This is a genomic window from Bradyrhizobium zhanjiangense, assembly GCF_004114935.1.
Lineage (GTDB): Bacteria > Pseudomonadota > Alphaproteobacteria > Rhizobiales > Xanthobacteraceae > Bradyrhizobium > Bradyrhizobium zhanjiangense.
This window is the reverse complement of the sequence record NZ_CP022221.1, coordinates 1,740,554-1,760,605: the sequence shown is the minus strand read 5'-3', so window position 1 is coordinate 1,760,605 and position 20,052 is coordinate 1,740,554. Positions and strand designations below refer to the sequence as shown.

Here is a 20,052-nt window from a genome sequence, read left to right as displayed (position 1 = left end):
GTTGATTCCTCTACACCTGGTCTTCAACGAACTGTCTGGAATCTGTCGCGAAGTCTCTGCCACGCCAGATTGTACTTCGCGACGTAGACACCGATCGACTGCCAGGCGATGTCGCGCTTCTCCGTCACCGCCAACGGCGAATCTCCGTCCGCACATGTCTCCGAAATGAGATCTGCAGCGAGTCTTCCCCACGCCAAACTCATCGCGAGACCGCGTCCAGAGTAGATGCCGGAAAACAGAATGCCCGGCGTCAGCCTCATCAGACGCGGCATCCTGTCCGGCGTCGCAGCGATGACGCCTTCCCAATACTCGGCGGCGGGTCGATCGGGAATGTCCGGGAAAATCTCGCGCAAACGCTTGATGACATAATTTTTCCCACGCCTTTCGCCATCCTGCCAAAACAGATGGCGTCCAACCATCGCCAACCCTCCGCGAGCATCATAACGGAAGGCGCGGATGGCATTGCTTGTATCGGATAGACCCTCTCGTCCCGGCAATATTGTCGCCTGCAAACTGTCGGGAAATGACTCCGTCGCGATCTGGTAAAGACGCACTGGAATGCGAACGCGGTTCAAGCCAGGCCAGAAGCTTCCGTCGGCAGCATTGCTCGCGACGAGGACCTTTCGGCACGAGATCAAGCCCCGTGACGTCTTGACTCGCCACGAGCCGTTTACCGGCTCGATCGCTTCTACGGGAGACTTCTGATAAATCTTTGCGCCACGCCGCGTTAGTACTCGGGCGAGGCCTTGAACCAAAGCGTACGGATTGAGGTATCCGGCGTCATGCGCCTTCCAACCGGCCGGGAACTGTCCTCCACCAACCAATTCTCCCATCTTTGACTTATCAAGCCATTCGACGTGCGCGCCGAACGCCTTCCATTGGCTTTGAATGTCATGCAGACGATCGACCATTTCCAGGGAATGGCTCGCGTGAATCCAACCCCGCTCTACGGCATCGCATTGAATCGACTCTTGCCGGATCAGCTCGAACAGCTTCCTGGGCGCCTCCGCAACGAGAGCATTGAACAGTTGACCTTTCCGAGATCCGAGCTTGGCTTCGATCTCAGCGGGCGTTGATTTGGCATGATGAGGAATAACTTGACCGTTTGACCGGCCCGAAGCGGCCTGCCCTAGCGGAAGCGCCTCAACGACCGCCACCGAGGCACCGATTTCTCTCAAGCGATAGGCAGCAAACAAGCCGGTGAACCCGCCCCCAACGACGGTGAAGTCAACTTCCTCTTCGTTTTCTAGCTCCTGAAGCGGAAGCTCTGGCTCTTTTGATATTTTCCGCCAGTGGTGGTTCGGTTGATATCTATACATAAGATATGCTTCATCCTATCTATAGAGTTCCGCAAGAGAGCACGCTTCGGCGCTCGCGCGTTGGCGGTACCTGGAGATCGCCGATTTCATTTGCCGACGAAAAGAAAACGATCACCACTATGTTCTATTCTGCTTGAGAATTGCCTCGGCGCAAATATAGCCCCAGGTGAGATTTGGCCCGATCGTCGTTCCGGCACCGATCGCACGTGTTCCGATGGGGTTGGCCATGCTGAGGCCGGCAGCATACAACCCGGCAATAATGCTGCCATCCGGACGCAGTACCTGGCCGCGTTCGTTCGTCCGCGCGCCACCTTTCGTCCCCAGGATGGAACGGTTGAACGAGACCGCGTAGAATGGCGCACGTTCTATTCTCCCGAGCGGATTTTTGGCGCCACGGGCCTTGTAGTTCTCGAACGCTATTTGGCCGCGATGGAAATCATCGTCCCTTCCTTTGTTGCTCATGCTGTTGAATCGGTCGATCGTTGCAGAGAGACTATCTGCCGGAATCCCGATCTTTCTGGCCAAGTCTGATATCGTATTCGCGGACTTGACCCAGTCCTTTTCATAGCGGGAGTACCAGGCAAAAAGCGGCGATGCGCGGTAATAACGTGCATCGCCAATGAGCCATATCGGCTGGTGCAAAGGCTGCCCCGTCATAGGGTCGCGCGCATCCATGACCTCGCCGATGTTGAAGTTCGTCTCGCTCACGAATCGGCGGCCTGTTCCGTCGATCACCACGCTGTGCCGCTCGGCTTGGAATGTCTTGGGCAGGCCAAGAGGCTTACCTTCATAGCGCGTCGGCACGCACGGGAAGATATTCGCCTGGTCCATGCGATCGAGTTTGGCGCCGACTTCGGCAGCCATCTTCTGGCCGTCCCCTTCATTAGACCAAGGGCTCCCCAGGCGATCTATGGGCCCCGGAAAGTGCCTCTCTCTCAGCTCGGGATCCCACTCGAATCCCCCTGAGGCGATGACAACACCGCGACGCGCATTGATCTCGCGTGTTTCGCCGCCAACCTCGACGAGGGCTCCCGTTACGCGACCGCTTTGGTCGCAAACAAGCTTTCGCGCTCGAGCGTTGAGCAGAAATTCGCAATCGCGATCCTGGCATCCGCGTATCAACGCCGTCATGAGTGCGGCGCCCATCGCGCGGCTGCCGGTTAGAAATCGATAGAGAAGGCGAGGCCAGATATTCAGCACGATCCTGAGCGGATGGTGCCAGGCATCGTAGGTAAGCTGCTCCTGATAAGTGAACCAGTTTGGCAGCGTGGAAGGGCGCAGCTTTCGCGCGAACTTGCCCAGCAATTTGCGGCTAAGAGGCTTCGTCGAAACCATTCGCCCTTTGACCTTGCCGCCGGGGAGCTCCGCCATGACATCTGGCTCGCTGACGAGCTCCAGTTCAAGCGGCGAATGTTCTTCGATGAACTCCAGTGCCTCGGGGGCGTGTTCGATGAATGCGCGCCACAGGTGGTCCTCTTCTTCGTGCCAAGTCGGCGGAGAGGCCGCCCGGACGTACTCCAACGCTTCTTCACGACTATCCGGAATCCCCTGCGCGCGGGCCAAATGATTGGCTGGAACCCATATGCCGGCTCCGGACATGGCACTGGTGCCGCCGAGATAATTGGACTTCTCAATAACGGTAACCTTCAAACCACCGACGAGGGCCCGAAGGGCGGCCGACATGGCTGCCGATCCGGAACCAATCACCAGAACATCAACATCCACTGCCATCGGATCTCATCCGCAGATTGAAAGGAAGACGAGCGGCGACTGATCGCTCGATCGGACACTCAGGGCCGCTTGAATTGGGCTCGATCGACGTAGGGAGCGATCAATTCGCGCGTCTCGGCTGCCGTTCTGACCGGCACGATTTCGAAGTCGATCAAGTCGTTCGAGGCCGAGAGAATCCACTTTTGGAAGAGCGCCAGATCGTCGCACTCCATCAACTGGAAGCAGCGATTGAAGCTCGGTTCGATCCAGCTACCCTGCACCTTCAGGCCCTCGGGACAAGTCGACGGCTTCCACTTGCCCGGCACGAGTTCTCCGCCGGGGCCGGACGTCGGCTTCTCTCGCATGCGGCTGTAAACTGCGAGTCCGTCGCCGTTCTTGAAGTGCTCGACCACCATAAAGAGCATATGAGTGTCCTCCATTTGAACCCTATCGGGTCGGCTTCCTTGATCTCAATGGCGGGCGTCGGCCGGCGCGGAAGCGAACGTGCCAATCGGTGGCTTCGCATCGGGCGGGACCACCACATCGATCAGTAGCGGCTTGCGCAGGCTGCGGGCTTTATTCATTGCTTCATCTAATTCCACGGGCGTCGTGACACGAATCCCATCGCAATTCAGCGTGCGAGCGAAATCCGCATAGTTGACCGATGTGAAGCTCGTCTCGACAGTCTTGCCAAACCGGTGCGTTTCGTAGTGCTTCTGGAAGCCGAGAATGCTGTTGTTCAGCACAATCACGCAGATCGGCACGTTGTAGCGAGCGGCCGTCTCCAGCTCCATCGCGACATAACCGAAGCCGCCGTCGCCCGTCACGCAGTAGACGGCGGAATCCGGCTTCGCGAATTTCGCGCCGATAGCCGCTGGCACGCCCCATCCTAATCCGGCGAACCCACGGGGCACGAGGAACTTGCGGCCAGCCTTCTTGTAGCGCAGAAGATCCATCCCCCAGGCCGACGAATAACTGGCGTCCGTTGTGACAATGTCGTCCTCACCGAGGAGTGCATTCAGAGTCCGATAGATCTGGCGAGGGTCGATCTCGCTTTTGCTCAAATCGAGCCTCTCGAAATCGGCGTACCAATCGACGACTTTCTTCTGCAGCGCCTTGGTCCAATCCGACGGTGCCGTTCTCGGCGCCGCTGCTCGAACAAGCTGCTCGAGAACGAGCTTGGCATCCCCTGCGATCTCGAGCCCCTTATAGTTTCTGCCGAGCTCAATCGGATCGATATCAATGTGAATGACTCTCTGGTTCCTCGCCGGGATGGTCCACTCGTTTGTCGCGATAGAATCGGTCTTCGTGCCAATCAAAATGACGAGGTCGGCCTCTCGGACTGCCTGGTTCGCGAGCTCTCCACGCGCGCCCTTGCCGATCGTATAGGCACCCACCACGCCCGCGGCGAGCGCATGCGATTCGGCGAAGGCGCCCTTGCCCAGCGGAGTGGTGGCAACGGGGATCTGCAAATGCTCCGCGAACGCCTGAAGGGCATCATACGCTTGCGACAGATGCACGCCGCCACCCGCGATTACAATGACACGGGCGGCAGCGGCGATCTCCTCCGCCGCCGCGTCGATCAGCGACGGATCGGCAGCCATGCGCACCCGCGGGTAGACGGCAGCCTCGGCGATGTCAGCGGTATGGGCGGGACCGCCGAGCAACGCGGAATCCGGGAAGGCAAGCAAGACAGGACCTGGCCGTCCGGTCGTGGCAACACGGGCGGCATGCGCAACATAGTCCGCCGTGCGTTCGGGCGTTTCTACGCGGCGGCCCCATTTCGTCACTTGTTCGAGCAGGCGGACGTGATCGATGCCCTGGATGGGGTTGCGATCGAGATTGGGGGCAGCAACATCGTTGATGAGCGCGAGGACGGGCGTCGACGTGTTGTATGCCTCCGCTAGGCCCGAGACCAGGTTCGTAGCGCCGGGGCCTCGAATTGAACTGCAAACGCCGACCCTGCCGGAGGCCCTGGCGAAAGCGTCCGCCATGACCGCTCCGGCCCGCTCATCATGAACCGTGATCGCTCGAATGCTCGGGTCGAGCTCCATGTAGAGAGGCTCGGGCGTATCCATGCCGAATATATGGGTGACGCCGATCTGCACGAGCGCATCACTGACCGCTTCCGCGCCTGTATTGCTATTTCTGGTCGACATGACTGTCCTTAAAGCTTGGGGTTGGTTGTTCGAGTGGCCGGCTAATGCACTTGGGCCAGGAACGCTCGGGTTCGTTCGTGTGAGGGTGCGCTGATCAGTAGATCTGGGGAGCCGCTCTCGATGATCTGCCCGTCCGCCAGCATGTGAATCGTCGTTGCCGCACGCTGTGCGAAGCGGATTTCGTGAGTCACGATGATCATGGTCATGCGCTCACTCGCGAGCTGGGCGATCACGTCCAGAACCTCGCTGACGAGTTCGGGATCAAGCGCTGATGTCGGTTCATCAAACAGCATGATCTCGGGGTCCATCGCGAGAGCGCGGGCGATTGCGACGCGCTGCTGTTGGCCACCGGACAATTGGCTTGGATAGGCGTTTCCGCGGTTCGCGAGACCGACACGCCGGAGCTGCCGGTGTGCCGCTTCCCGCGCCTCGCCCTTCGATCGGCCGAGGACCTTGCGCTGGGCGAGGACGATGTTGTCGAGGGCGGTCAGGTGACCGAAAAGATTGAAGCGCTGGAAGACCATCCCGATGCCGAGGCGCTGACGGCGCACCTCGTCTTCGGTGAGCCGTACCCAACCGCGGCGGGTATGGCGTACGCCCAGCCGCTGTCCCTTGACCTCGAGCAGACCGCCGTCGATCGTCTCAAGCTGATTGATGCAACGCAGAAGCGTACTCTTTCCCGATCCAGAAGGACCGATCAGAGCGGAGGTTTGTCCAGCGTGGAGCTCGAAGTCGATTCCTCGGAGCACCTCCAGTGAGCCGAATCGCTTGCGGAGGTTGCGGCTGCGAATGATGGGCCTCTGGCTGTCCCAACTCACAGCGCCACCTCCGAAGTCATCAGCGTTTTTCGCACGCGCCGACCGACAAGGTCTCTCGAGAACCGGGCTTCGAGATAGTGCTGAAAGATGGTTGCGACTGAGGCGAACGCGAGATACCAGAATGTTGCAACGAGAAGCAGCGGTATCACCTGGAAGTTGTCGTTGTAGATATCCTTGACGCGTGTGAGCAGATCGTTGCCGGCTATGACAGAGACCAGGGACGTCGTCTTCAGCATCAGGATGATCTGATTGGAAATCGGCGGAATGATCGCGCGCATCGTCTGCGGCAACTGGACGAAAATCAGGATCTGCGAGCGCCTCAGTCCGAGGGCTCTGCCGGCTTCGACTTGGCCGTGATCGACGGCATTGAGGCCGCCGCGCACGATCTCCGCCATGTAGGCAGCCTCGGAGAGGCCAAGGCCGAGAATGGAGGCCGTAAAGCTCGTGATGAGCTGGTTGGTCGGGATCTGCCACGCCGAGTAGACGAACGGAATTCCGATCGAGACGACCGGAAAAAAGAGGGCGAGATTAAACCAGAGCAGCAAGTGCATCAGTACTGGCGTGCCACGCGAGCACCAGATGTAGGTTCCCGCCATCCAGCGCAACGGCCGCAAGCTCGACGTGGACATCGCCGCGAGAAGCAATCCCACGGCAAGGCCCAGCACCGAGGCGATCACGGTTAGCGTGAGCGTCACCCGGATGCCCGATAGCACCAAATCCGCAGTGACATAGCGCGCGAAGACGCCCCACTGGAAATTCGGGCTTGCGCTGAGTGAAGCGAAGAAAAGTGCGATTGCCACGAGCATGGCGACGGCCAGGACAATCTCCGCCAGCCTGAGCGGCGCCTTCGCATTGAGATTGTTGGGGGCGCTATCGCGATGAACCGCATCGGATCCGGAATGTAGAGGCATGCTCAACGCCCGCCTCCCTATTCAGTACCTGCGTTGATGGTCGCCTGCTTGTAGGCCGCATCCGGCGCACCCCAGCGCTTCAGGATCTCATCGTATTGGCCGTCATCGATGATTGCCTTGAGGCCGGCTTGCCACGCATCGCGAAGACCGCCGTTGCTCTTGGCAATTGCGACGCCGCGAACGACGACCTTGAACTGGCCCGGAACAAGTTCGAGTTCCGGATTGGCTTGGACGTAGCTCATCCCTGACGGGAAATTGACGGCGAACACGTCAACTCGCCCGGCTTTCAGCGACAGAAGCCCCGATGGGCTATTTTCTGTCGCGACCAACGCTGTTTCCGTTGAGCCGCAGTTCTTCGCAACTGCCTCCATCCGCCGGAATTCGGTCGAGGCACGGGTCCCGCCCAGTGTATGGCCGCACAATGTCTCGAGGGAGGTGACCTTCTTGGGATTGCCCTTCGGTACGATCAGTTGGACGCCAGACACATACCAGTCGACGAAATCCATCGCCTGCTGTCGCTGAACCGTGTCTGCCAAACCCGACATCGCGATGTCGAAACGTCCGGCCTGCATGCCTGCGAGAAGCCCGTCGAATGCAACGTTTTGGATGTCGACGTTTACACCGAGCTTCTTGCCGATTGCCCTCGCCAAATCAGCCTCGATGCCGATGACCTGCCCGGTGGCTGGATCCACCGACTCGACTGGCGGCATCGTCGCGGTGGTGCCGATGATGATCGGCGCGCTCTTGTACTTATCAGGCGCAAGACTCGTTAGATCCGCCGCGAAAGTGGAAGTCGACAGAGTTGTCCCCGCGAAGAGCGAGAGGATGCAGAGAACTCGGCCGAACTTCGATTGATTTCCGATCGTCATCGATTTCTCCCCAAAATATCTCCGGCGCTTATTGCAAATAGTGCAAATGCATGCATATATTGAAATATGACGCCGCCGTCTTGTCAATCACAAAATCCAAGCGCCGTTTCACGAGCGGTCGGGCCAGTTTACGAGCCCAAGACACGGGAGACACAACTAAGCGCTGCGCTGAGCTCCAACCAACAGCGAGCGATCTGATTTCGGGGATTGGAAAGATGATGCAGAAAGGAAACCGATGAAGACCGTGAAGACCGCGGTGCAGATCTTGACGATGTTCAGCGCTGACACCCCAGCAGTGACAGTCAGTCAGGCGGCCAATAATTTCGGGTTAACAGCAAGCGCCGCCTCGAGGTTGCTCTCTTCGCTCGCGACCTCTGGCCTCATCGAACGGCAACCGGACCGATCCTACCAGCCGGGACCTCTCGCATACCGGCTGGGCCTGCTCTACCACGCACAAAACCGCTTGGCTGATCGCATCAATGACGGAGCCCGGAAGGTCGTGGCTCAAACAGGACACACGTGCTGGGTGTCCGTTCTGACCGAAACGAACTCGATGCTCATCAGCCGCTTTCCCGGCTCACGCGATCAGGGTTTCTACGTCAACGCTGGCAATGTGCTTCCAGCCAACGCCAGCGCGGGCGGCAAAGCGCTTCTCGCCAGAATGAGCGATGTGGAACTGCGGAAGCTTTTGACGGGAAAGAAACTGGCTGCGTGGACGGAGAAGTCGAAGACCGATATCGACGCAGTGTTTGCGGACGTCGCTTTCACTAGGGAGCATGGGTGGAGCATCATTGTCGACGAGCTATTCGTCGATAGAGTCTCCGTCGGAGTGGCCTTCTCTTCATCGATGGAGTCGACGCCGATGGCCTTGAGCATTTCAATTCCCTCGGCGAGCCTCGAAGAGATCGCGGTAAATATTCAGACCCTGACAGAGTTGGCATGCGAGGTCGGCCAGACGATCCAAGACCCATACTGGAGCCATCGACAACCAAGCACTGACCAGCCTGCGATTATCAGGGAGGTGCAGGCCTATATGGCTTCCTCGTAACGATCATGGATTGGGCCCCATAGCCGCCGTTTGCACGAGATCCGTAGGTTCAAATCCCGGAGGCGCAACCACCGATACCGACATTCGGTTCAAGTCTCGATCTGACGAGGGCGTTCCTGCGTCCCGAACGCAGTGAGTATCTTGTAAGTTGTTGAATTTTCTTGATGTGGCAGGCGTTTCCGTCTCGTTTTGTTCACGGTCGTTTCGCCTATTTCGTTGCGATTTCGTTGCGGCATTCCTTGGAAGAACACTCTGTCGGAGCCGGATGGTAGGTTCTTCGTGGCGGCGTCCAGAACAGACTGCGCGACCGAGGTCCGGTTTAGCCCGGACTGTTTGACGCGCAGCATGGTATCGGCGACTTGACTCCAATCAACGCCATCCGCGCGAGCTTCGAGCGCGTAGTACTGGTCAGCCCCCCGGCGACGTCTTGTCGAAATCTGCACGATCGCTGAAAACGCGGACAGGCGGTTTAGGCTCTATCACAATATCGCTGCGTCGAACGTGATCAGGGCCGATATCGACGGCCGCCTCTTCAGACTTTCTGCGGCCGGCGTTAGGTTCGGCCGAAACCTGGAGGATAGAGCGGATGGACGACGAATCTGACGAAGCTGAAGGATGGTGCCGCCGTCCAACTGAGCCAAAATCCGATCATTAGAGATCAATGGCTTACAATGAGAAATCCAACTGCAAAGTTCGTCGTGGTTGGCAGATCGACATACTCGAAATATCGGTGGTTCGAGTCACCGGTCCGCTACATCGCGAAACCCACTATTGCGCCAGTACTGTTCTCGTATCGCCGGACGCCGGTCACCCCTACGTGAAGTCACCAGGTTTCAACGCGCTCAGTTCTGCGGCTTTCGGAGGGGATAGACTGACTTGTGACTGTTGTCCGCAAGTTTTCTCTCGTCGATTGTTTCTCACGTGGCCCTCCTATTCGCACCAAGCTCGACAGGACGAGAGTTGATTGTGCGACGGGCAAGGTCAATGCGAACATCCGAAGGCGCTGGCGTACGACAGCGCACGTCAGCGGCGGTTTGAATATTTCCGGACACCAAGGGCGACTGAGAAATTTTTCGCGAATGCGCCAGCCACGGTGAGGCATTGCGCCAAGGCTGGTCTGCCAATATCGGGAGCAAATTCCGCAAGCGTTCGCCGCTGTTCACCAGCGTCTTATTCAACCATTATTCAACGAACGCGGCTGGCGACTAGCCAAGTGCCTGAGTTTGCTGGCGCTCCCTAGGGGAATCGAACCCCTGTTTCAGCCTTGAGAGGGCCGCGTCCTAACCGCTAGACGAAGGGAGCGTGAGGGGTACGACATAGCCGCGAATTTTGCCGGCGGCAAGGTGAGATTGGGGGTTGGACGGTCCTCTCTTGGCCGTCGTCCTGGCGAAAGCCAGGACCCATTACCCCAAATGGTCGTGTTTGAATGAAATCGTGGCCACGATCTCATTCAGGCAACTGGATTCGGTGGTTATGGGTCCTGGCTTTCGCCAGGACGACGATGGAGGCTGGCATGCGGGCCAGCCCTCACGGTTCATTGGCAAATTTCAGCTTTCCGGCCGGCTTCAAGGTGTGGGCATCGAAGGTGCGGATCTCGATCACGCCGCCCACGTCCAGCGTGACCACGACGCGGTCGCCGGCCACGCCAGTTGCGACGATCTTGGCGCCCTTCGGCAGGGTGGCGGTGACGTCGCTGGCCACCTCAACCGCCCTTCCCTCCGACTTGAAAAGGCGGTAGCCCACCGCGATCAGGACGGCGCAGATCGCCAGCGCCGTGGTCAACCCCGCAATCAGCATCATCCGCCGCACCCGCGCGAACAGCGCGGCCTGCTCGGGGGTCGGTTCGGGAATAGCGGTATCAGACGTCGTCATGGACAATTTTGGCTCTGCGCAAAGGTTGGAGGTCGTGGTCGCCGGCGACGAGGGCTCGGCCCGGCTCGACCGCGTGCTGGCGGCGCACCTCACCGACCTGTCGCGATCGAGGCTGAAAGCCCTGATTTTGGCGGGCGCAGTGAGTTTGAAGGCTTCCGCGGTCCGCGACCCCGCTTATCACGTCGCATCCGGCGATACGATCACAATCGACGTGCCCGAGGCGGCGCCGGCGGAACCGAAGGGCGAGGATATCGCCCTCGACATCGTGTTCGAGGACGACGACATCATCGTCATCAACAAGCCGAAGGGCCTGGTCGTGCACCCCGCGGCCGGTCACGAGACCGGCACGCTGGTGAATGCGTTGATCGCCCATTGCGGCGCTTCGCTCTCCGGCATCGGCGGGGTACGCCGGCCCGGCATCGTGCACCGGCTCGACAAGGACACCACAGGGCTGATGGTGGTGGCCAAGAACGACCTCGCCCATGCCTCGCTGTCAGCGCAATTCGCCGACCACGGCCGCACCGGTGAGATGCGGCGCGGCTACATGGCCTTTGCCTGGGACGTACCGAACCGACATCGCGGCACGGTGGACGCGCCGATCGACCGCCATCCGCATGCGCGCGAGAAGATGGCGGTGCGCCAGGGCGGCCGCGAGGCGGTGACGCATTGGGAAATCCTGGAGAGTTTCAATGGGCGCGACGGTAAGGGCGTCGCCGCCCTGCTCGCCTGCGAGCTCGAGACCGGGCGCACCCACCAGATCCGCGTCCACCTCGCCCATATCGGCCATCCCCTGCTGGGCGACGCCGTCTACGGCCCGCATTTCAAGACCAAGGCGAACCAGCTCGGGCCTCAGTCGCAGGCCGCTTTGGCGGCGTTGGGGCGGCAGGCCTTACATGCATACCTGCTGGTATTGCAGCACCCAAGGACGGGAGAACTTCTGCACTGGGAGGCGCCCCTGTCGGAGGATTTGCTTCTCCTCGAAAGCTGCCTGAAAGCGGCGCTATGACGCAGCCATTTTAAGAAAAGCGTTACATTACAAAACGTTATAGCTGCCACACGGGGACGTGACGTCAGCAATCCTTCCCTTTTTGCCCCCCTATGGGGTATATTGCGCCTGCGTTGGAAATGACCAACGCGGAACATCGCAGCCCGGCCGGCTTTGACACAGCGGTCGTCTGCCTGGCCCGCCGCTATCGGGGGCCTGAACCTTTTGGAGGGCGCACTATGGCCCGTACCGCTACTTTGCCGGTCCTCAATGGAGAATCCGGCCTTTCCCGTTACCTCGCCGAGATTCGCAAGTTTCCGATGCTGGAACCCCAGCAGGAATACATGCTCGCCAAGCGTTGGCGCGAGCATGACGATCGCGACGCGGCGCACCAACTCGTCACCAGCCACCTCCGCCTCGTGGCCAAGATCGCCATGGGCTATCGCGGCTACGGCCTGCCGATCTCCGAGGTCGTCTCGGAAGGCAATGTCGGCCTGATGCAGGCCGTGAAGCGATTCGAACCCGAGAAGGGGTTCCGTCTCGCCACCTATGCGATGTGGTGGATCAAAGCGTCGATTCAAGAGTACATTCTGCGTTCCTGGTCGCTCGTGAAGATGGGCACCACCGCGAACCAGAAGAAGCTGTTCTTCAACCTGCGCAAGGCGAAGAGCAAGATCAACGCGCTGGACGAAGGCGATCTCCGCCCCGACCAGGTCGCGACCATTGCCAAGCGGCTGGGCGTGACCGACCAGGACGTGATCGACATGAACCGCCGCCTCGGCGGCGACGCCTCGCTCAACGCGCCGATCCGCGACGACGGCGAAGCCGGCGAATGGCAGGACTGGCTGGTCGACAATACGCCGAACCAGGAAGCCCTGATGGCGGAGCACGAGGAGTATGATCACCGCCGTGACGCGCTGAACGGCGCCATGGGCGTGCTCAACCCGCGCGAACGTCGCATCTTCGAGGCCCGCCGCCTCGCCGATGAGCCGATGACGCTGGAAGACCTTGCCGCCGAGTTTGGCGTGTCGCGCGAGCGCGTCCGCCAGATCGAGGTTCGCGCCTTCGAGAAGGTGCAGTCCGCGGTCAAGGGCACGATCGCAAGGCAGGAACAAGCCGCGCTGGAAGCCGCGCATTAGGCGGCGTTACGGCGCCAGAGAGATTGGCGGATCGAAGAGAGACAAAAGCCGGCGGCAACGCCGGCTTTTTTGTTTGGGGTGGAGATTGAGCGTCACTACATTCGTTGTCATGCCCCGCGAGCCGGCTACGCCAAGGCTTCGCCGGGGTGAAGGTCCAGGGGCGCCGAAGCTTCAGCGAAGGCGGCAGGCGGGGCATCCAGTACGCCGCAGCGAGCGTAGCGACAGCGAGATATCCAACCCACGCCTCTGGAATACTGGATCGCCCGGTTGAACCGGGCGATGACAGCGGTGGTTGTGGCTGCGATGTAGAACTGACTCGTCTTGAACCCGCGTTGCCGGTCAGCAGACCCAAAACTGTCGGACCGACAGCATCGATTGGACGGACACCGTGTCGATCATCCTGCAATCCACCGTCGGCGGCTTCGAAGCCCAGTTCATGCGTAAGCTGCCGCTGGTCGAGCAGGCGATGCGCGAGCACGGGCTCGAGCCGTCGGAGTTCGTGATCTCGAAGGATTATGCGGGCACAGCGACGATCCCGCTCATGGGCCCGTTCTTCTATAGCTACAGCGTGTTCTTCGGCGAGGAGCAATTCACCGTCACCGAGCCGAACGACATGGTGTTTCTGGACTATTTCTTCAAGCGCGTGCTGGCCGTGGACGAACCGTCGGAACTGCCGCGGCGACCGGGCTTGATCCGGCGTTTTTTCGGCTGGATGTCGCAGGCGGTTTAGCTGGCTCCCGTCATTCCGGGGCGCGCCTCTTGGCGCGAGCCCGGAATCCATTAGGCCGCAGAGTTGGTGGATGAATGGATTCCGGGCTCGCGCTGCGCGCGCCCGGAATGACAGGCAACCCTACTCCCCCCAAACCCGCGCCAGCGTGGCGAGCCAGCAGCCTTCGCAATAGCGGGCATCCTTGTAGTCGATCCAGTTGTGCGCATAGACGTGGCCAGTCGAGATGCGGTAGCGCGCGCGCAGCACCTTGACGAGGATCTTCCAGGCCGCGACCTGCGCCTCGGTCGGGCCGGTCGCGACGTCGGGATAATTGCCGGCGAACTCGACGCCGATCGAATTGTCGCGCACGACCTGGCGATAGGTCGGCCTGTTGTCGATGTATTTGTTGTCGTTGCGGTTGGCGCCGTCGCCATGGGTCGGCACCAAATTCTCCGCCACCGCCCAATAGACCGTGCCGTCGGTCTCGACCCACACCGTGACGCCGCGACGGGTCGGGTTCTTCGCCTGCGCCAGCGCGCCGCCGCGCGCCGACCCCGCCGGCCCTTCGGTCTGATGCACGATGATGTTGCGCCAGGGGGTTGCGCTGCCGACGTCGCCCCATGGCGCCAGCCACACGATCTTCAGGCCGGGAATGTCGGGCGTACCGGAGGCGCGCGCGAGTTTGGCCAGTTCGGCGTCCTCAGCGGTGGCGGGGGCTGTCAGAAACGGAGCGGCGAGAACGGCCGCGAACAGGCGAGACATCATGATGCGGATCCAATGCGGACCCTGATGTAGCACGCCTCTACGCGAAGTTGCGCACAGGCTCGCCGGGACCGAGCGGCTCGGGCGAGAGCGGCGGCGCCGGATCGTAGACGGCAAAATCGTTCTTGCCGTTCTTCTTGGCGGCATAGAGGGCGTGGTCGGCATGCGCGATCAGGCGGTCCGGGAATTGACCGATGCCACGGTCCCACTGCGCGACGCCAATCGAGATCGCGATCGGGATGTCGCCGCCGGTGCAGGTCGCGGCGTCCTGACGGCAGACCTCGAGCACGCGGCGGGCGATCGCGGCGGCCTCACGCAGCGATGACGACGGCAACACGATGCAGAACTCGTCGCCGCCGGTGCGGGCGAGCATGTCGCCGGGGCGCAACCGCGTTTGCGCCATCAAGGTGAAGTGCCGCAGGCAGGCGTCGCCAGCGGCATGGCCATGGGTGTCGTTGATGGTCTTGAAGCCGTCGAGATCGATCACCAGCAGCGAGAACGGCGCGCCGCCGCGCTCCGAGCGGGCGCATTCCTCGGTCAGGCGCTGCAGCAGATGCCGCCGGTTGGCGACGCCGGTGAGATCGTCGAGCAGCGCGAGGTCGGCAACCTCGTTGCGCAAGCTGTCCATCGCCATCAGCAGGAAGCCGAAATTCAGCGTCATCGACAGGAATAGCAGCCCCAGCACGATCACGGCATGGGGCTGACCACCGGCGCGCGCCGACAGATCATGGCCGAGCAGATTGCCCACCGTGCGCACGAGCAGGATCGCGATGATGGTGAGGATGACGATGCCGGATAGCCGCGCGCCCGGACTGACGCGCCCCTCCGGCGACAGCAACAGACGCAGCGCCAGCACCAGCGGCAGGGCCTGGCCGAGCGTGTAGCTGAGCATGCGCAGCTGCATGTGCTCGAAGCCGACCATGAAGACCACGACGCCGGCGAGGCTCAAGCCTCCCGTTGCAGTCATGAGGCGCCAGGAGACCGGCCGATCATAGAAGCGCTGAATGCCCATGGCGGCAAGGCAGCTTGCGGCAATGACGCCGCCAGCTCCGAGCAGAAGCGGCAGGGGAGAGGCAACGAACAGACGGATCAGGGCCGTCATCGCTCCGGCCGCGCCGACGAAGGACGAGGCCATCCAGAACCGCGCAGCCGCGAATTTCGGATAGGAGCGCGTCACGTAGGCCCAGATCACGCCGAGCGCCAGGAAGTTGACGACGAAGACCATCCACAATGTCGGTACGTTCAGCATGGCGCGTGCGGCACACGCAGCGTCGCGCCCCCCGTCCCTGGCAGCCGTCCGTCCATCACCCATCCCCGTTTTCTTGCGGGGGACAATGCGGCGGTTGCGCTTAACGGAGTCTCACTGCGATCCCCGAAAACGCGCCTTTGGTTTTGGATTCATGAACGGCGCGCGGCTGTTGTCGGATCGTTAAGCCTGTCGCCGGCGATGCCGCGGCGATGCGGATTCGCGCACCAAAATCACCTGAAAATGCATCTGAGCTGTGGATAACACGATGACACGGATGTGACGGCGCGGGGCAGAGACCTGCGAATCTGCTGAGCTTGCCGTCGAGGATGTTGCGAGGCTGGCCCTCCGCCGAGCATCCCTCGTGTCGCGTTCCACCATTAACCCCTAAGAGGATACTATGGCTAAGAAAGCGAAGAAGGCGGCGAAGAAGAAGGCGAAGAAGGCCAAGAAGGCGAAGAAGAAGTAACGCGGCTTCTTTTTCTTTGCCCGGGTGGAGCCTCGCTCCGCCCGGGCGTCGGGAAGTCGAGCGTGTTTGAAGGTGGCGGGCGCAAGGCTCGCTTTTTTTATTGGCTGAGTTTACTCCCTCTCCCCGTTCTTACGGGGCGAGGGTTGGGGTGAGGGGCTGAACCTCCTCCGAATGAGTGGACACCTGTAGTAGGCTCATTGAGCCCGGAGGTGTCGAATGGAACGTCAACGTCGGTCATTTACCGAAGAGTACAAGCGCCAGGCCGTTGAGCTGGTGGTGTCGAGCGGTCGCTCGATCACGTCGGTAGGCAAGGAACTCGGGCTGCGCGACTCGGTGCTGCGGCGCTGGGTGGATAAGGCCGGGCAGCAGCCGGCATCGGCGGCGTGGCGCCCCACCACGCAGGCGACGCCGATGTCGGCGGACCAGGCTTCGGAGATCGCCCGGTTGCGCCAGGAGAACGAACGGCTGCGCATGGAGCGCGACATTTTAAAAAAGTCGATCGCGATCTTTGCCGGAACCCGGACATGAGCTTCCGCTTCATCGAGGACCATCGCGACGCCTATCCGGTACGATTGATGTGCGCCGTGCTCGAGGTCTCGCCGGCCGGCTATTACGCCTGGCGCGATCGCCCGGCGGGTCAGCGGACCAAATCCAATGCCACGCTGCTGGCTGCGATCCGGCAGGCCCATCACGACAGCAGCGGACGCTACGGCAGTCCCCGCGTCCATGCCGTGCTGCGGACGCAGGGCCGTGGCGCCAGCCGCGGCCGGATCGAGCGGATGATGCGCCGGCACGGTATCCGCGCCATCACGGCGCCGCCGCGCCGGGTGCGCACCACCGACAGCCGTCACGACCTGCCGATCGCCCCGAACCTGATCGCGCGCGACTTCACAGCGGAAGCCCCGAACCGCGTTTGGCTCGCCGATATCACCTACATCCCGACCGCGGAGGGCTGGCTGTATCTGGCGGCCGTCATGGATCTCTTCAGTCGAAAGATCGTCGGCTGGGCCATGCGGGATCACATGCAAGTCGAACTCGCATCCGCGGCGTTGACGATGGCCCTCCAGCAGCAACGGCCGCAGGCCGGATTGATCCACCACTCCGATCGCGGCGTGCAGTATGCCTCACACGCCTATCGCGACGCTCTCACGGGCGCCGGCATCGTTGCATCGATGAGCCGCAAGGCCGATTGCTACGACAATGCCCCGATGGAGAGCTTCTTCCATACCCTGAAGACCGAGCTCGTTCACCATCGCGACTACCAGACCCGCGCCGAGGCCCAGCGCGATATCTTCGCCTTCATCGAGGGCTTCTACAACCGCACCCGGCTCCATTCCGCGACCGGATATATCGCCCCGATCGAGATGGAGCTAAAAGCCGCTTAAACCCCTCCACTTTTTCGGGGGAAGATCAGGGCCTCTATCCCGCATGAGATTGTCGATGGACCTGTACCCCCTCACCCGCATCCCATCTGCGATGGGATGCGACCTCTCCCCGCAAGCGGGGAGAGGTGAAGGAAGCAAGCGGGAAAACTGAAGGAAAGCCTACCTCTCCGCAAACGCAAGCTTGGCGCCGAGTGCGGCAAAGCCGGCGGCAAAGCCGCGGCGCAGCCAGGCCATGACGGCGGGACGGGAGATGACGCGCTCGCGCACCGAGGCGGCGCAGAGGCCATAGACGACGAACACGGCAAAGGTCATCGCCATGAAAGCGCCGCTCAATTCCAGCATCCGCGCCAGCACATGGGCCTCATCCAGCGCGATGAACTGCGGCAGGAAGGCGAGGAAGAAGATCGACAGTTTGGGATTGAGGATGTTGATCAGGAAGCCGGTGACGATGACGCGGCCACTCGACCGCTCCGCGATCTTGCCTTCGACCGCGAGCGCGCCTCGCTCGCGCAGCGCCTGCCAGGACATGTAGAGCAGATAGGCGACGCCGCACCATTTCAGCGCGGCGAAGGCGAGCGCGCTGGTGTGGAGCACCGCGGCAAGGCCGAGCATCGCCGCGATCATGTGCGGCACGATGCCCAGCGTGCAGCCGAAGGCCGCCGCGACGCTGGCGCGTGAGCCGCGGGTGAGCGCCGCGGCGAGCGTATAGAGCACGCCGGTGCCGGGCGAAGCGACGACGATGAGCGAGGTGAGCAGGAAGGACCAGGTCATTGGGCCGACCTTACCAGCTCGCGGCGAGAAAGCGAGCCTGCGGAATAGTCGTCAGGACATCTGCGCGATCTCGGCCTCGCGCAGCACGTCGAGCGGTGCCCAGGGTTTTGCCCAGAATTTTGCGCCGGCAGGCAAGGGCTGCTTCAAGGGACGGCCGGAGGTGACGACAACGTCGAGCTTGGGATTGCGCTCCTTGGCGACATGCGCGAGCTCGACCCCGCTCATGCTTCCGGCGAGCTGGACGTCGGTCAGCATCAGGCAAAGCGCGCCCGCGTCCTTGTCGAGGACGCGTTCGGCGTCCTCGGCGCTCTCGCACTGGATGACCTGGTAGCCGCTCTCTTCGAGAAGAAGACACAGCATCTCCCGCTGCATGACGTCGTCTTCAACGATCAGCGCTGTTGCACGAAATGGTTGTGCCTGTCCCATCAGCGGCTCCAATATTTGCTCACGTAACACATGTTAAAGGTCCAACTCGGCCATTGTTCAGTTCCATTCTGAAAAAATGTAAATCATGGTTCCCGCTCTAAGGGCATGGCGGGGAACCTCATGACCACGCCGAAGGGCCGCGCTGCGCATCATCAGCAGGCATCGAAAAAGAACGAGCCGCGCATCCTGAGCGGCAACGACGCCGCTTCATGGATCTGCTCCAACGCTACCGTCCGGCATCCTCCGCCGTCGTCCTGGCGAAAGCCAGGACCCATAACCACCGAATTCAATTTGACGAAGACTGGCAGTTGCTCAGCCAATGCAAGTGAATGCCAGTCGTCGCCAAACTCCTCCCTGGGGTAATGGGTCCTGGCTTTCGCCAGGACGACGATGGGGGGAGAGATCGCGCGCGACTCTCAACCGTCATTGCGAGGAGCTCTTGCGACGAAGCAATCCAGGCTGCCTCCGCGGCAAGATTCTGCATTGCTTCCGCTTCGCCAAAGGCTTCGGCGGACAAGTCGCTTCGCTCGCAATGACGACCGCGGCTATCGCCCCTCACTGCCCCATCAAACGATCCGCGAAATATCCGATGGTCTTCCTGTAGACCACCGCCCTGTTCCACTCGCGCATCGCTTCGAAATTGGCGGTGCCTTCGCCGTAGGGCTGGCCCATCTTGAAGCCGCTGGTGTGGAGCAGGTTCGCGGTCGAGGCGAGCACGTCGGCGACGCTGTGGCGGAGGTCGACATGGCCGTCGCCGTCGAAATCGACGCCGTATTTGATGTAGGACGACGGCAGGAACTGGGTCTGGCCGATCTCGCCGGCATAGGCGCCGATGAGGTCGCGCAGCGGCAGGTCGCCGCGCTGCACGATCTTGAGCGCGGCGAGCAGCTCGCCCTGAAACAGATCGGTGCGGCGGCAGTCATGCGCGAGCGTCGCCAGCGTCTTGATCACCGGCAGCTTGCCGGTGTCGCCCTTGCCGAAATCGCTCTCCAGTCCCCAGATTGCCACCAGGATATAGCGCGGCACGCCGAACTGCTGCTCGATGCGTGACAGCAGCGCGGCATGGCGCTGGAGCAGCGCCCGCCCGCCGTTGATGCGGCCGGGGCCGACGCGGGTCGAGACGTACTGCTCAAAACTCTTATTGAAGGTGTGGCGCTGGCGGCGGTCGAAGGCGAGCACGGCGCCATCGGGGGTCACACCGCTGAACGCCGCATTGGTCACGCTTGCCGAGACGCCGGCTCCTTGCGCTTCTGACGCCATGGTTGCGACAAAGCTGTTGAAGTCGCCGCCGCAGCGCGCGGCCTGCGCCGACCCGGCCAGACAAACGACGAACGCGGCGGCGAGAAGCAGTCTCAGCATGTGGAGCAATCCCCCAAAAATCCTGGCGTGAAGCGGCGCGGATCATGCCCGGGAAAGCGGGAACCGTCAAAGCGGCGCGCTTGATCCGCATCAAC

General features: G+C 61.4%; 18 protein-coding genes and 1 tRNA gene. 5 read left to right on the top strand and 14 right to left on the bottom strand.

Annotation, left to right across the window (positions count from 1 at the left end; translation table 11 throughout):
• Positions 1–23: 23 nt before the first annotated feature.
• From XH85_RS08435 to XH85_RS08405, 7 genes are all read right to left on the bottom strand, one after another.
• A complete protein-coding gene (locus XH85_RS08435) occupies positions 24–1,319 on the bottom strand; it encodes an NAD(P)/FAD-dependent oxidoreductase (protein WP_128931520.1) in 1,296 nt (431 codons plus the stop codon).
• 117 nt (positions 1,320–1,436) lie between these two features.
• Complete coding sequence (locus tag XH85_RS08430) at positions 1,437–3,050, bottom strand: FAD-dependent oxidoreductase (RefSeq protein ID WP_128931519.1); 1,614 nt, start codon at positions 3,048–3,050, stop codon at positions 1,437–1,439.
• 59 nt (positions 3,051–3,109) lie between these two features.
• Positions 3,110–3,454 carry a DUF3303 domain-containing protein gene (locus tag XH85_RS08425; RefSeq protein ID WP_128931518.1) on the bottom strand — a complete coding sequence of 115 codons (345 nt, stop codon included), beginning with the start codon at positions 3,452–3,454 and terminating at the stop codon, positions 3,110–3,112.
• 45 nt (positions 3,455–3,499) lie between these two features.
• Positions 3,500–5,188: a thiamine pyrophosphate-binding protein gene (locus XH85_RS08420; protein ID WP_128931517.1), complete on the bottom strand. Its 1,689-nt coding sequence runs from the start codon at positions 5,186–5,188 to the stop codon at positions 3,500–3,502.
• Positions 5,189–5,229: 41 nt separating this feature from the next.
• On the bottom strand, positions 5,230–6,006 hold the full coding sequence (locus XH85_RS08415) for an amino acid ABC transporter ATP-binding protein (RefSeq protein ID WP_208758089.1): 777 nt from the start codon (positions 6,004–6,006) through the stop codon (positions 5,230–5,232).
• Positions 6,003–6,917 carry an amino acid ABC transporter permease gene (locus XH85_RS08410; protein ID WP_164940714.1) on the bottom strand — a complete coding sequence of 305 codons (915 nt, stop codon included), beginning with the start codon at positions 6,915–6,917 and terminating at the stop codon, positions 6,003–6,005. Before XH85_RS08410 ends, XH85_RS08415 begins: the two co-directional genes overlap by 4 nt.
• A 17-nt stretch (positions 6,918–6,934) precedes the next feature.
• Positions 6,935–7,786 (bottom strand): ABC transporter substrate-binding protein, encoded by an 852-nt coding sequence (locus XH85_RS08405; RefSeq protein ID WP_128931515.1) that lies wholly within the window; start codon positions 7,784–7,786, stop codon positions 6,935–6,937.
• 235 nt (positions 7,787–8,021) lie between these two features.
• On the opposite strand from XH85_RS08405, the gene XH85_RS08400 reads away from it, so the two are divergent.
• Positions 8,022–8,834 (top strand): IclR family transcriptional regulator, encoded by an 813-nt coding sequence (locus XH85_RS08400; protein ID WP_128931514.1) that lies wholly within the window; start codon positions 8,022–8,024, stop codon positions 8,832–8,834.
• A gap of 1,227 nt (positions 8,835–10,061) precedes the next feature.
• On the opposite strand, the gene XH85_RS08395 is transcribed toward XH85_RS08400, so the two are convergent.
• Positions 10,062–10,136: transfer RNA gene (locus XH85_RS08395), tRNA-Glu, on the bottom strand.
• Between the two features lie 225 nt (positions 10,137–10,361).
• On the bottom strand, positions 10,362–10,706 hold the full coding sequence (locus tag XH85_RS08390; protein ID WP_091896954.1) for a hypothetical protein: 345 nt from the start codon (positions 10,704–10,706) through the stop codon (positions 10,362–10,364).
• Here XH85_RS08390 and XH85_RS08385 point away from each other — a divergent pair.
• The 3 genes from XH85_RS08385 to XH85_RS08370 all read left to right on the top strand — a co-directional run bounded on the left by XH85_RS08385 (position 10,705) and on the right by XH85_RS08370 (position 13,560).
• Complete coding sequence (locus XH85_RS08385; RefSeq protein ID WP_128931513.1) at positions 10,705–11,712, top strand: RluA family pseudouridine synthase; 1,008 nt, start codon at positions 10,705–10,707, stop codon at positions 11,710–11,712. The two genes, XH85_RS08390 and XH85_RS08385, sit on opposite strands and share 2 nt — an antisense overlap.
• A 218-nt stretch (positions 11,713–11,930) precedes the next feature.
• The gene (rpoH, locus tag XH85_RS08380) at positions 11,931–12,830 is read left to right on the top strand and encodes an RNA polymerase sigma factor RpoH (RefSeq protein ID WP_091896948.1); all 900 of its coding nucleotides are present in this window, start codon (positions 11,931–11,933) and stop codon (positions 12,828–12,830) included.
• Between the two features lie 388 nt (positions 12,831–13,218).
• Positions 13,219–13,560, top strand: a complete 342-nt coding sequence (locus XH85_RS08370; protein WP_128931511.1) for a hypothetical protein — start codon at positions 13,219–13,221, stop codon at positions 13,558–13,560.
• A 120-nt stretch (positions 13,561–13,680) separates the two neighbouring features.
• Here XH85_RS08370 and XH85_RS08365 read toward each other — a convergent pair whose 3' ends face one another.
• Positions 13,681–14,304 (bottom strand): peptidoglycan recognition protein family protein, encoded by a 624-nt coding sequence (locus XH85_RS08365; RefSeq protein WP_128931510.1) that lies wholly within the window; start codon positions 14,302–14,304, stop codon positions 13,681–13,683.
• 37 nt (positions 14,305–14,341) lie between these two features.
• Entirely contained in the window at positions 14,342–15,550 is a 1,209-nt protein-coding gene (locus XH85_RS08360) for a GGDEF domain-containing protein (RefSeq protein ID WP_164934997.1), read from the bottom strand.
• A gap of 682 nt (positions 15,551–16,232) precedes the next feature.
• On the opposite strand from XH85_RS08360, the gene XH85_RS08355 reads away from it, so the two are divergent.
• A protein-coding gene (locus tag XH85_RS08355) for an IS3 family transposase (RefSeq protein WP_128931508.1) occupies positions 16,233–17,401 on the top strand; the annotation gives its coding sequence in 2 pieces (ribosomal slippage) (positions 16,233–16,521 and positions 16,521–17,401; 1,170 coding nt in all).
• A 159-nt stretch (positions 17,402–17,560) separates the two neighbouring features.
• Here XH85_RS08355 and XH85_RS08350 read toward each other — a convergent pair.
• The 3 genes from XH85_RS08350 to XH85_RS08340 form a co-directional block, all read right to left on the bottom strand.
• Positions 17,561–18,172, bottom strand: coding sequence for a LysE family translocator (locus tag XH85_RS08350; RefSeq protein WP_128931507.1), 612 nt, complete (start codon positions 18,170–18,172; stop codon positions 17,561–17,563).
• 51 nt (positions 18,173–18,223) lie between these two features.
• Positions 18,224–18,598 (bottom strand): response regulator, encoded by a 375-nt coding sequence (locus XH85_RS08345; protein ID WP_128931506.1) that lies wholly within the window; start codon positions 18,596–18,598, stop codon positions 18,224–18,226.
• A gap of 555 nt (positions 18,599–19,153) precedes the next feature.
• Positions 19,154–19,957 carry a lytic murein transglycosylase gene (locus tag XH85_RS08340; protein ID WP_128931505.1) on the bottom strand — a complete coding sequence of 268 codons (804 nt, stop codon included), beginning with the start codon at positions 19,955–19,957 and terminating at the stop codon, positions 19,154–19,156.
• Positions 19,958–20,052 lie beyond the last annotated feature (95 nt).

Bases quoted from the DNA above. Each gene is read 5' to 3' on its own strand.
- XH85_RS08385 (WP_128931513.1), top strand. From the start codon at position 10,705: ATGGACAATTTTGGCTCTGCGCAAAGGTTGGAGGTCGTGGTCGCCGGC.
- XH85_RS08400 (WP_128931514.1), top strand. From the start codon at position 8,022: ATGAAGACCGTGAAGACCGCGGTGCAGATCTTGACGATGTTCAGCGCT.
- rpoH (WP_091896948.1), top strand. From the start codon at position 11,931: ATGGCCCGTACCGCTACTTTGCCGGTCCTCAATGGAGAATCCGGCCTT.
- XH85_RS08390 (WP_091896954.1), bottom strand. From the start codon at position 10,706: ATGACGACGTCTGATACCGCTATTCCCGAACCGACCCCCGAGCAGGCC.
- XH85_RS08345 (WP_128931506.1), bottom strand. From the start codon at position 18,598: ATGGGACAGGCACAACCATTTCGTGCAACAGCGCTGATCGTTGAAGAC.
- XH85_RS08410 (WP_164940714.1), bottom strand. From the start codon at position 6,917: ATGCCTCTACATTCCGGATCCGATGCGGTTCATCGCGATAGCGCCCCC.
- XH85_RS08360 (WP_164934997.1), bottom strand. From the start codon at position 15,550: ATGCTGAACGTACCGACATTGTGGATGGTCTTCGTCGTCAACTTCCTG.
- XH85_RS08405 (WP_128931515.1), bottom strand. From the start codon at position 7,786: ATGACGATCGGAAATCAATCGAAGTTCGGCCGAGTTCTCTGCATCCTC.
- XH85_RS08430 (WP_128931519.1), bottom strand. From the start codon at position 3,050: ATGGCAGTGGATGTTGATGTTCTGGTGATTGGTTCCGGATCGGCAGCC.
- XH85_RS08435 (WP_128931520.1), bottom strand. From the start codon at position 1,319: ATGTATAGATATCAACCGAACCACCACTGGCGGAAAATATCAAAAGAG.
- XH85_RS08365 (WP_128931510.1), bottom strand. From the start codon at position 14,304: ATGATGTCTCGCCTGTTCGCGGCCGTTCTCGCCGCTCCGTTTCTGACA.
- XH85_RS08425 (WP_128931518.1), bottom strand. From the start codon at position 3,454: ATGCTCTTTATGGTGGTCGAGCACTTCAAGAACGGCGACGGACTCGCA.
- XH85_RS08350 (WP_128931507.1), bottom strand. From the start codon at position 18,172: ATGACCTGGTCCTTCCTGCTCACCTCGCTCATCGTCGTCGCTTCGCCC.
- XH85_RS08340 (WP_128931505.1), bottom strand. From the start codon at position 19,957: ATGCTGAGACTGCTTCTCGCCGCCGCGTTCGTCGTTTGTCTGGCCGGG.
- XH85_RS08420 (WP_128931517.1), bottom strand. From the start codon at position 5,188: ATGTCGACCAGAAATAGCAATACAGGCGCGGAAGCGGTCAGTGATGCG.